The 11,743-nt window shown below is 39.5% G+C and carries 10 protein-coding genes; 6 read left to right on the forward strand and 4 right to left on the reverse strand.

Features of this window, described 5'->3' with window-relative positions; all coding sequences use genetic code 11:
* Nucleotides 1–5: 5 nt before the first annotated feature.
* The 3 genes from ACX3PU_RS07880 to ppk1 all read right to left on the reverse strand — a co-directional run bounded on the left by ACX3PU_RS07880 (nt 6) and on the right by ppk1 (nt 3,533).
* On the reverse strand, nt 6–422 hold the full coding sequence (locus tag ACX3PU_RS07880; protein WP_459084448.1) for a hypothetical protein: 417 nt from the start codon (nt 420–422) through the stop codon (nt 6–8).
* 56 nt (nt 423–478) lie between these two features.
* Nucleotides 479–1,372 carry a Ppx/GppA phosphatase family protein gene (locus ACX3PU_RS07885; protein WP_459084449.1) on the reverse strand — a complete coding sequence of 298 codons (894 nt, stop codon included), beginning with the start codon at nt 1,370–1,372 and terminating at the stop codon, nt 479–481.
* Nucleotides 1,373–1,454: 82 nt separating this feature from the next.
* Nucleotides 1,455–3,533 carry a polyphosphate kinase 1 gene (gene ppk1 / locus ACX3PU_RS07890; protein WP_459084450.1) on the reverse strand — a complete coding sequence of 693 codons (2,079 nt, stop codon included), beginning with the start codon at nt 3,531–3,533 and terminating at the stop codon, nt 1,455–1,457.
* Between the two features lie 120 nt (nt 3,534–3,653).
* On the opposite strand from ppk1, the gene ACX3PU_RS07895 reads away from it, so the two are divergent.
* Together ACX3PU_RS07895 and ACX3PU_RS07900 are read left to right on the forward strand one after the other, a co-directional pair.
* Nucleotides 3,654–4,259, forward strand: a complete 606-nt coding sequence (locus ACX3PU_RS07895) for a Crp/Fnr family transcriptional regulator (RefSeq protein ID WP_459084451.1) — start codon at nt 3,654–3,656, stop codon at nt 4,257–4,259.
* Between the two features lie 61 nt (nt 4,260–4,320).
* Entirely contained in the window at nt 4,321–5,550 is a 1,230-nt protein-coding gene (locus tag ACX3PU_RS07900) for a hypothetical protein (RefSeq protein WP_459084453.1), read from the forward strand.
* Nucleotides 5,551–5,592: 42 nt separating this feature from the next.
* Here the strand turns inward: ACX3PU_RS07900 and ACX3PU_RS07905 are convergent, their stop codons facing one another.
* Nucleotides 5,593–6,081 carry a c-type cytochrome gene (locus ACX3PU_RS07905; RefSeq protein ID WP_459084454.1) on the reverse strand — a complete coding sequence of 163 codons (489 nt, stop codon included), beginning with the start codon at nt 6,079–6,081 and terminating at the stop codon, nt 5,593–5,595.
* A 171-nt stretch (nt 6,082–6,252) separates the two neighbouring features.
* Between ACX3PU_RS07905 and ACX3PU_RS07910 the strand changes: the two genes are divergently transcribed.
* The 4 genes from ACX3PU_RS07910 (at nt 6,253) to ACX3PU_RS07925 (ending at nt 11,610) form a co-directional block, all read left to right on the forward strand.
* Entirely contained in the window at nt 6,253–6,633 is a 381-nt protein-coding gene (locus tag ACX3PU_RS07910) for a c-type cytochrome (protein ID WP_459084455.1), read from the forward strand.
* Nucleotides 6,634–6,915: 282 nt separating this feature from the next.
* The gene (gene dnaK / locus ACX3PU_RS07915) at nt 6,916–8,808 is read left to right on the forward strand and encodes a molecular chaperone DnaK (RefSeq protein WP_459084456.1); all 1,893 of its coding nucleotides are present in this window, start codon (nt 6,916–6,918) and stop codon (nt 8,806–8,808) included.
* A gap of 712 nt (nt 8,809–9,520) precedes the next feature.
* Complete coding sequence (locus tag ACX3PU_RS07920; protein WP_459084457.1) at nt 9,521–10,534, forward strand: nucleoid-associated protein; 1,014 nt, start codon at nt 9,521–9,523, stop codon at nt 10,532–10,534.
* Between the two features lie 149 nt (nt 10,535–10,683).
* Nucleotides 10,684–11,610 carry a malate dehydrogenase gene (locus ACX3PU_RS07925; RefSeq protein ID WP_459084458.1) on the forward strand — a complete coding sequence of 309 codons (927 nt, stop codon included), beginning with the start codon at nt 10,684–10,686 and terminating at the stop codon, nt 11,608–11,610.
* The last annotated feature ends 133 nt before the right edge of the window (nt 11,611–11,743 follow it).

The raw sequence follows: 11,743 nt of genomic DNA on the forward strand, positions 1-11,743 counted from the left end.
AAGCGTTATTCGCTAGCAGCTCCGTTCGTTTTTGGCCCTGCATTTCGACCTGCTTCTAAAAGAGGAAGGTTTCCTTCGGTAGGAATGTAAATGACCGTTTTGTCATTGAGGTTGTTTTGTTGGCGAACCCACAGGTACTGGATGTATTTGTCCGATAGGGCACCGTTTTCAATTTTGATTGCAGCAGAGGCTCCTTTTGCACGTTCGACTTCCGCTTGTGCATTTAGTTTTTCGGCTTCAAGATTTGCTTTCGCTTCTTCAATTTTGATTCTTCGGTTTTGTTCAGCCTTTGCGAATTCCGCTTTCCCAGCCATTTCTTGAGACCAGACTCTGTACATTGGATAGGCCCATAGAATGGCTAATATAAATACAACAGCAAGGATAGCGGGTAATATAAGGGTAGATAAAGGCGTTTTCTTCATGGGATTTATTTTTTTATTTAATGAACGCTGCTTATTTGCAGCCTGGATAAAGATAGTTATTTCTGATCAGTTTGTAAATTTTCATAAATACTATGAATTAATCCGTCAGCCACAGAAATCTTAGGGACGTAAATCTTATTGATGTGACTCCAATTCATCACTTTGTTGAATATTTCTAAGGCAGGAACTAGAACATCAGCTCGGTCCTCTCGAAGATGGTATTGGCTCATTCGCTCTTGCACCGAGAGAGCAGAGAGTTCTTTGTAGTATTTTTTTAGAGTTTGAGCCGAAAGCGGTTTCGAATCTTTTGTTTTACTAAGGGAAAAAAGTTTATTGATGTTTCCTCCGGAACCAATTGCTACTTTTGGTTTGTCAGACAGGATGCTACTTTTAATGGCAGTTTTCATTTCATCCCACTGCTCTTTTTCCACCAGACCGTTCAGAAGTCGGATGGTGCCTATGTTAAAAGAACGTTTATAAAGAAGTTCCCCGTTCTCAAAATACATAAGTTCAGTGGAACCTCCTCCCACGTCAATGTATAAATAGCCAAAATGGGTATCGAGTGTCTCTGCAATATGATTTTCGTAGATTAAGCTTGCTTCCTCGTCTCCGGAAATGATTTCAATTCCAATGCCAGAGGATTCTTTGACTTTTTCAATGATCTGTTCGCCGTTGCGCGCATCGCGCATCGCACTCGTGGCACAAGCTCGGTAATGCTCCACTCCATACATATTCATCAGTTGCGAAAAAATCTTCATGCAGTTTAAGATCATTTTCTCTCGCTCCTCTCGGATTTCTCCGTACGAAAAGACATCCATTCCAAGACGTAGAGGAATGCGCAGTAGATTTAGTTTAACATATTCTGCTTTTCCTTCGTTTTCAGTAGAAAGAACTTCATTAATTAAGAGTCTAGCGGCATTACTTCCTATGTCTATGGCGGCAATCTTCATTGGGTCTGGATTTTATACAAAAGTAGAGAATTCGTGGTTAGCTTTTCTTTTTCAATGGAAGACAGTCTTAAATTATTTCTTTTTAAGTGAGTGTATCGGTTGGGAGTTTGGCTTTCAGATACTTATAGGTTTCAATTTGGGAACGAAAAGGTTTGTCGTCTGTAGTTTTGTATTTGTTTTTTAATTTGTTGTCTAAAATTCGGCTTTTCACATTGTCTTTAAGTTGAATTTCCAAGATGTTTTTGATTTCTTGTTTTAAAGTTTTGTCTTTGATCGGGACCGCCGCTTCAATCCGATAGTCGAGGTTTCTTGTCATCCAATCGGCAGAGGAAAGGTAAACATCTTCCGATCCTTTGTTGAAAAAATACATGAGACGAGAATGCTCAAGGTATTCGTCTACGATGCTTATGGCTTCAATAGGTTTTACAAATTCCTTTTGATTCACAGGGCAGTAGATTCCCCTTACAATCAGCTTTATCACGACCCCCAGTTTCGCAGCCTCGTAAAGATGTTGTATGATTTCACGGTCGCTAAGGGAATTGACCTTCACAATGATAAGGGCTTTTCGACCTGCTTTCGCCTCGGAAATTTCGCGGGCAATATGCCACTCAATCTTTTCACGCATGTATTTGGGACAAACGAGTAATTTTTTGCAATTTTTTAGAGAGAGCTCCAAATCAGACTTTGGTTTTTTTAATACCTCGAAAACTTTGTTGATGTCTGCCATGATTGTTCGATCAGAAGTCATTAAAAGGTTGTCGGAGTAAATTTTAGCAGTTTTTTCATGCAGATTCCCTGTACTAATAAAACCATACTGATAAGTCTTATTGTTTAATCGTTTTTTGATCACGCATAATTTGGCGTGGACTTTCTTGTTTGGAATGCCAAGCAGTACCTTGATCCCTTCTAGTTCTAGTCTTTCTTTCCATTTCAAATTGTTTTCTTCATCAAAACGAGCACGAAGTTCAAGCATAATGGTTACTTGCTTGCCATTACGCGCTGCGTTAATTAGGGCGTTGACAATTTTGGAATTGGTTGCGAGACGGTAGGCTGTAATTTGAATCGTCTGGACATGGGGATCCATTGCAGATTCTCTTAAAAGATCAATGACGGGCGTGAAGCTATGATAAGGAAATGTAAAAAGAACGTCCTTTTTTAACACTACTTCCGTTACCCTTTGTCCCAATGCGAATTCAGGATGAGTAAAACTCGTTCTTTGCTCCGGAGTTTTCACAGCTGGAAAGACCGCAGGGAAATCCATGAAGTGCTTAAAGTTGTGAATTTTTTTCCCTGGAATAATGCTGTCTTTCGAAGTCAAATGAAGCTTACGAATCAAAAACTCTAACAGCGCTTTGTCCATATCCTGGTCAAACACAAAACGAGTGGGTTTGCCTTTTCTTCTAGACTTCACCGCTTTGTCAATTTTTTCAGCTAGGGTCGTTTTAATATCGTTGTCCAAATCAAATTCGGCATCCTTTGTGACTTTGAAACAATGCGCTTCAAATTCGTCAAATCCAAAATAGGAGAAAATGTGCGGGAGGTTTGCAATGATTACATCCTCTAGCAGCATTACATCCTGATGTCCTTTTTTGGAAGGCAGGAGTGTGAAACGGCCCAGCATACGAGAAGGCACCTCTATAATTGCATAATGGCTTTGGTATTGATGTTTTTTCTTTCGCATCGCAATGCCGATGTATAAGCTTTTGTCGCGTAAATAAGGCATCGTTGTGTTTTCATTTAACAGAATTGGAATTACGTTGCTTTCCACTTCCTGATCAAAATAGACCGCGACAAATTCTTTCTGCGACTTGCTGAGCTCATGGGGAGACTTAATGTATACACCCTCTTGGGCCATTTCTTTTTGGATCTCTTCCCAGGTGCGGTCAAAGGCTCTTTGTTGATCAATTACAATTTCATTGATTTTGGAGAGTATCTTGGAAGGAGGCTGGAAAAAGGAATCCGTAATGAATTTGTCCTTAAAATCCATGGCTCGTTTAAGACCTGCAACACGGACCCGGAAAAATTCATCTAGGTTGTTTGAAAAGATTCCTAGAAATCGAATTCGTAGCGGTAAAGGGACACTCGGATCGTTCGCTTCTTGCATGACTCTTTCGTTAAAAGCGAGCCAGGTGATGTCCCGAGGGTTAAATGGTGCCGACATGGGTGTTCTTTTGTCAAAAATAAGAAATTTTATGCTCGAAAAGATGATATATATGGGCTAAGTCACAAGGTTTCGTAAAAAAAATCTTCCTACCTTTGAATTCCACTAACCCTATATCTTATGGCTTTTTTAATCGACGATTGTATTGAAAATGCAGCCTTATGTGAAGAGAGGATATACCGAAAAAAGGACCTTATCCTAAAGGAAGGCGACTGCTCGGACTGCTTTTATTATTTAATGGAAGGAGAGCTCTTCGTTTTTAACTTAACACAAGATGGAAAGGAGTTTTTGCAGCACCGCGTAAGCGAGGGGAGTTTTTTCGCGGAGCCCGCAGTTCTTCTTCAAAAGCCATTTCCGGGTCATGTGGAGGTGTACTCACAAAGTGCCCGTGTACTTCGGTTAAAAAGAACACTCTTTTTAGAGTACCTTCAAAGTAGACCCGACCAAATGCTTTTCTTTACCATGTCGGTGGCGGAGAAATCCCTTCGTAAAAGTCTATCGATGAAGAATCTCGTGTTTTTAAACCCCGAAGAACAGATTTACAACCATCTGCTTGACTATAAGAAAGAGCACTTCGGTGAGGAAGCAAGCAAAACCAGGGTCGATTTGACGCGCAAAGAACTTTCGCTCATGACGGGACTTCGAATTGAGACGGTCATTCGGACTGTCAAAAGAATGGAGAGAAGCGGCCGACTTGCAATTGTAAAAGGAAAAATATTTGTCTAAAGTCTACCGATAGGATTTCACAGTATCTCATCAAAAAGAAGCAATAAAAACAAATTCAACTATGAAAAATCAAGTGTTCTGGTTAAAGTTCTCTATTCTGAATCTTTTTCTGGTCGCTGTATTGGGCACTATAATGCGCTATAAGATTGCATTTTCTTTGCCTCAATTGGACCAAAAATTTCTTCAAGAGGCCCATTCTCATTTTGCATTCTACGGATGGATAACCCAAGTACTCTACGTACTGATGTTGATTTACATTCAAAAGCATTTGGCTTTAGCCAAGCTTCGAAAGTACCGAGTGCTCCTCGTATTGAATGCGATCGGCGCTCTTTTAATGATCCCGACTTTCCTCTACGCAGGGTACTATTGGCTCTCTATAGTGGCCTGTAGCATTTGTCTTTTCACGGGCTTTGCATTCCTTGCTTTTCTTTTAAAGGATTTTTGGAAGGACCCTTCTCTTGTAGTTCGATGGTTTAAGGTCGGTCTGGGCCTCGCCGCTTTTTCCTCGCTTGGTATTTTTTATTTGAGCTTTAGCAAAGCGACGGGACTTGTTGATCAGGAACTTTATTTAGCTTCTAGTTATTTTTATCTGCATTTTCAGTACAACGGCTGTTTTCTCTTTGTGGCAATAGGTCTTTTCTTAGAGTCCTTAAAGAGAATTGGCGTAGAAATTTCGTCCAAGGAGAACCACCTGATTTTCTACCCGATGCTTCTCGGTGCTGTTTTTGGATTTGGACTCTCCATCTTGTGGATGGATTTAGATTCTACCCTGTATGCTCTTATCGTTTTGTCTGCAGTGGCGCAGACGTATGGAGCTTTTCGACTCCTGCGATTAGTGAAATTAAATTGGTCTAAACTAGTTTTGGCTTATTCGCCTATGCACCGTTTTACTCTTTGGTATGTAGGGTTTGCTTTTGCAGTGAAAATCTTATTGCAACTCTTTTCCGTGGTGCCTCAAATCAGTCAATTTGCCTTTGGTTTTCGAAACGTTGTGATCGCCTACCTTCATTTGGTTTTGTTGATGTGCATTTCCATGTTTTTAGTCAATCAGATTCTAGCCACCAACCGGTTTTTTATGACGAAAAGAGTCACTCGATCACTTCAATGTGTTCTTCTTTTCATCTTCCTCAATCAGACAGTTTTAGGACTGACGGGAGTCTTCTCGGTGAAGTACATTGGGATCCCATTTACAGCTCCTATTTTGGTTGCAATCTCTATCGGGATTTGTCTTAGTGTTCTTGCCCTTCTTTTAAGCCTAAAAGCAAGACCAGTCTTGAAAATAGTCCCCTGAAAAAAGAGACTGTTTTAGGGGGTTTAGAGGAATTCAAATAAGTTATTTAGTTCCATCGATCTCACGCATATACTCAAGGAGCTGCCTCGCTTCTGTGTCCGCAAGAGCCTGATTTGGCATTCTAACAAGACAGAGTTCTAGCTGTTTTTGCAATTCGGGATCGACATCGAGCATAGGGTCAGGGTTGGAAATAAAATTTAGAATCCAATGGGGAGTCTGTCTTTTTGTGATCCCTTTCCAGCCTGGACCAACGAGTTTTTCATCCGTTGTTTTATGGCAAGTCATGCATTTTACATCTGCAATGCCTTTGCCTTTTGCAGCGAGTTGAGGATCAAATGTGCTTAAATCTACGTTGCTAACATCGTACTGTCCAATTCCTCTCGTCGGATCGTACGAGTTCGCCCCTGAGGATTTTTCCGTTTTTGAGGTCGTTTGGGAACCCGCTGGAATCGAACTTTCATTTTTATCACTGCCGCAAGAAATTAGGGCAAATGCTAGTAACGATAATTCGAGTAATCGGCGTCTTTTCATAATAAATTTCGTTGGTTCGTCTCAAATTTAGTGAATTTTTCAATAGAAGGTTTATGACCCCGGTCATAGGTGTAAAATGATTTTTGTTAGCTGTCATTGCATTCATTTAATTTCTATCTTTGCAATCAAACATACGTAAAACCTATAACTAATACTTTAATTTAAAAGACTATGAAAAAGATCGCAATGCTAGTTTTAATGGGCGCAGTGGTAATTGCTTGTTCCAAAAAGGGAGAGGATTCAGGAGTAGAATCCAATGTGATGCTTGAGGAACCTGTCGCTTCAGTGGACGCAGCTCCAGCGCAAGATGAAGGCCTTACTTTGATTCAAGGTATGGACTGCCTAACCTGCCACAAAGAGGACGCAACCCTAATTGGACCTTCTTATAAAGATGTCGCTGCGAAGTATACGGACGCAGACAAAGACGTTCTCGCAAAACACATTATTGAGGGAAGTGTAGGAGTTTGGGGACAAATCCCAATGACCCCTCACGCAGGACTTAGCCAAGAGAATGCAATTAAGATGGTAGAATACATCTTGACCCTTAAATAGATAAAATTTGATATCCATAAAACGGCCAAAGTTTTTCTTTGGCCGTTTTGTTGTTTTTAGGCAAAAAGGTAGAGTGCTCGTTAGGGAGCAAGATTTTGGTTCTCTAGCTTGAAGCAAAGAATGTCCTAATCCTAGAGTCAGGCGTAAAACTTAGGGTAGAATTCAAGTGTGATTTCAACCGTTTGTGTTATTTTCTCTGTCAATTTGTCATATTTTTTAGCTTGGTATATTTTTAGAGATTGAGACCTTGAAAATTTAATTTAACAAAAAAATATACAGACAATGAGTAAAATAATCGGTATTGACCTTGGGACTACGAACTCTTGCGTTGCAGTAATGGAAGGAAAAGACCCCGTGGTTATTCCTAACGCAGAGGGAAAAAGAACAACGCCATCCATTGTAGCATTCACAGAGGATGGAGAAAGAAAAGTAGGGGATCCTGCCAAAAGACAAGCAGTGACGAACCCAACAAAAACCATTAATTCAATCAAGCGTTACATGGGAACGCATTTCTCTAATTTAGAAGGAGAAGACACACACGTGCCGTACGACCTTGTCAAAGGAGCGAACGATTCTGTGAAAGTGAAAATTGACGACAGAGAATACACACCACAAGAAATTTCTGCAATGACTCTTCAAAAAATGAAGAAGACAGCAGAAGATTATCTTGGACAGGAAGTGAGTAGAGCGGTGATTACCGTTCCCGCTTACTTTAACGATGCACAAAGACAAGCGACCAAAGAAGCAGGTGAAATTGCAGGACTTACAGTTGAGAGAATTATCAACGAACCTACAGCTGCTGCTTTAGCCTATGGTCTTGATAAGAACCACAAAGATCAAAAAATTGCGGTCTACGATTTAGGAGGTGGAACTTTTGATATTTCAATCCTAGATTTAGGAGATGGAGTATTTGAAGTGTTGTCTACAAACGGAGATACACATTTAGGTGGGGATGACTTTGATAACGTGATTATCAATTGGCTTGCCTCCGAATTTAAAGCAGAAGAGGGAGTTGATCTAAAAGCAGATCCGATTGCTTTACAAAGACTGAAAGAAGCCTCTGAAAAAGCGAAAATTGAAGTTTCCGCCTCTACCCAGACAGAAATAAACCTTCCTTATATTACAGCCACGGCTAGTGGTCCTAAACACTTAGTGAAAACCTTAACTAGAGCGAAATTCGAACAACTTTCTGAAGATCTAGTAAGACGCTCTATGGAACCTTGTAAAAAAGCTCTATCCGATGCTGGACTTTCAGCGAGTGATATTGACGAGGTGATCTTAGTAGGGGGTTCTACTAGAATTCCTAAAATTCAGGAAGAAGTAGAAAAATTCTTTGGTAAAAAACCTTCAAAAGGAGTGAACCCTGATGAGGTTGTAGCGATTGGTGCTGCCATTCAAGGGGGAGTACTTACAGGAGATGTAAAAGATGTACTTCTTTTAGATGTGACTCCACTTTCTTTGGGAATTGAAACGATGGGTTCTGTTTTCACGAAACTAATTGAGGCCAACACTACGATTCCAACAAAGAAATCAGAAGTGTTCTCAACCGCTTCAGACAACCAACCTGCGGTAAGTATTAGAGTAGGTCAAGGCGAGCGCCCAATGTTTAACGATAACAAAGAAATTGGTCGTTTTGATTTGCAAGATATTCCACCTGCACCTAGAGGAGTTCCTCAGATTGAAGTAACCTTTGATATTGATGCGAACGGGATTCTAAGTGTATCTGCAAAAGACAAAGGCACTGGAAAAGAGCAAACAATTAAAATCCAGGCTAGCTCAGGTTTATCAGAAGACGAAATTGAAAGAATGAAGAAAGAGGCTCAGGAAAACTCAGCTGCAGACTCGAAACGTAAAGAAGAAGCCGAAGCGATTAATAAAGCGGATGCACTTATCTTCCAAACGGAAAAGCAACTGAAAGAATTCGGAGACAAATTATCAGCAGATAAAAAAGCGGGAATTGAGACGGCTTTAACAGAGTTGAAAGCGGCTTATGAAACCAAAGATCTAGAGTCTATTAAGACGAAGACGGAAGCTTTAGATGCTGCATGGACAGCAGCTTCTGAAGAGTTATACAGTGCACAGGCTGCTGCTTCAGGGCAAGGTGCGGATTCACAACAAGACCAAGGGCCTGCTTCTGATGATGTGCAAGATGCAGATTTCGAAGAAGTCAAATAATTAGTAATTATCATCGATTAATATCGATTGAAATATAAAATGAAATCGCTGCAAACGTATGGTTTGCAGCGATTTTTTTTGTTTATCAAGGGTCAAACAGTTTTAGGTTGCGGTTATTACTGCGGAGTTTCCACTCAATGACGAGTAATAAACTAAACTTATATTTTAACGGTATGAGCGTTCGACAATCAGGCATACCGGCAGTTAATCGGTGTTTATCTTTTTCAATCCAGTACCGATCTTAGAAGAATGGTAAATTTTAAAGGTTTGCAGCAAATAGTAAACTCGAAAAATTATACCTATTACATTCCAGGAAAACACTTTTTAGCATCTATGGAGGTGCACCAACAAGTGCGCTTATCAGTGGAGTTCGATTCTTTATCTGGAGAGTTGAGGAATTTGTCAGATGCTCTACCTGATGAGTTAAAACAAAAAATCAAAAATTTAGGAAAACGTACTAATCCTGCAGTTGTGAGCAGAACATCCTTGATATTTGTAGTACTAAAGTATTGAGTTCGGTAGATGTTATTTCTAAATAAGACGTTGGAGAAAATCTAGCAGTTCATTTTAATAATGAGTTTGGCAGCACCATTACAAGTCTGGGGACGGAACTGTTAGTGGGTAAAATGCATTTTTTGTTATTATGAAGAGATTTAGAGCTTTGGAATTAGAAGGAATTAGATACTTTTGCATTTCAACAAAAATCTAAGAAATGTTTTCAAAAATTATAGTACACCGTGTAGGTAATAAAATTAATGGGGAAGGTCTACGTATTTCCTCTGAAGAGTTGGAAGTAGAGGAAGGCATGAAGGAGTCGCTTACTGATTTTTTCTTAAAAGGGTTTAAAAGTGATGAGCAGTTTCAATTCTATAGCGATACCTACTTGAATCAAAATCCCATTTATCAGGCAGTTAACCAGATATTTGAGGTTCCTAGTGTGTTTTTGACTGAAAGTGAGAACATTGCGACCCATTTGTTTGAAATCACGCAAAATCCAAGAGTGCAAGGAGGAGATTTGTTTGTGTGCTATTTTGAACCAGAAGAAGGAGATGAAACTTCGGTGGCAAAAGTGGGCCTTTTTAAAACAGAAACCAAACTTCCCTTTTTGAAAATTGAACCCTCAGAGGAGTCATTTGATCTTAACAAGGATTACGGAATTGGACTTACAAAACTTGACAAAGGTTGTGTGATTTATAATGTAGATTCAGATCTTGGATACGCAGTCTCGGTAATAGACCAAAACAAGAATGGAGATGAGTATTATTGGTTTGAAGATTTTTTGAAAGTGAAGCAAAGAAATGATGCCTATTTTCATACACAAGAGACCTTAGCTGTCTATAAAGATTTTATAACCAAACAACTGCCCCAAGAGTTTGAAATTTCTAAGGCAGACCAGGCTGATTTTTTAAACAAATCCATTTCCTTTTTTAAAGATAGAGATCAGTTCGAGTTCGAGGACTTTACATCCAACGTTTTAGAGGATCAGAATGTAATCGAAAGTTTTGTCAATTACAAAACCGACTATGAGCAAGATATGCAAGTTTCCATTGCGGAAGATTTTGTAATAAATGAATCCGCGGTTAAAAAGAATGCTAGATATTTTAAGAGTGTTATCAAACTCGATAAGAATTTTCACATATACGTGCATGGAGATCGCAAGTTAATTGAAACGGGACAAGACGAAAAAGGAAAATACTATCGACTTTATTTTGAAGAAGAAAAATAGGTTGTTTTTTTAAGGGCTGGCCTGAAATTAAAATATGTCGCTTGGAATTGTGTAAAATCGAACTTATTTGTAAATTTGAATACTTTACAAATCTCTCTTTTGTGAGAATCAATTCGAAATTTAAAATCTATTAAAAATCAAATAAAATTATGAAAGTAACCGTCGTAGGAGCAGGCGCTGTAGGAGCTAGTTGTGCAGAATATATTGCCATGAAGAATTTTTGTTCGGAAGTGGTCGTAGTCGATATTAAGGAAGGATTTGCGGAAGGAAAGGCTATGGATTTAATGCAAACTGCCTCACTGAACGGATTTGACACAAAAATTGTGGGAACCACAGGGGATTATAGCAAAACTGCAAATTCAGATATTGCTGTAATTACTTCAGGAATTCCACGCAAACCAGGAATGACACGTGAGGAACTCATCGGAATCAATGCTGGAATCGTAAGTGAGGTTACTAAAAATCTAGTAGCGCATTCCCCAAATGTGATTATTATTATCGTATCCAATCCAATGGACACCATGGCATATCTTGTCCATAAAACATCAGGACTTCCTAAAAACCGTATTATTGGGATGGGAGGAGCTCTGGATAGCGCAAGATTCAAGTATAGGTTAGCAGAAGCGTTAGAGGCGCCAATTTCCGATGTAGACGGAATGGTGATTGCTGCACATAGCGACACGGGTATGCTTCCTTTGATAAGTAAAGCAACAAGAAATGGAGTCCCAGTAAATGAGTTCTTAACCCAAGATCAGATTGATTACGTGGTAGAAGAAACCAAAGTGGGCGGTGCGACATTAACCAAATTGTTAGGTACTTCTGCATGGTATGCGCCAGGGGCTGCAGTTTCCGTCATGGTACAAGCGATTGCTTGCGATCAGAAAAAGATGATTCCTTGTTCCCTTCTTTTAGAGGGCGAATACGGGCAAAATGACATTTGTTTAGGCGTACCGGCTATCATCGGAAAAAATGGAGTAGAAGAAATTGTCAATATTCCACTTAGCGACAAAGAAAAAGAGAAATTTAATGCCGCTGCTGAGGCTGTTAAAGCAGTCAATAACGATCTTAAATTTTAATAAAAGATATCATGATCTTGAACCTCGCTTATGCGAGGTTTTTTTAGGCCTATACCACCAAGATCTTATCAAAGAGCGGTTCAATATCCAGATTATTAAATCTCCATAGGTAAGAATTTTATCTTAATTGGAA

The sequence above is a fragment of the Chryseobacterium sp. A301 genome, from assembly GCF_054489425.1.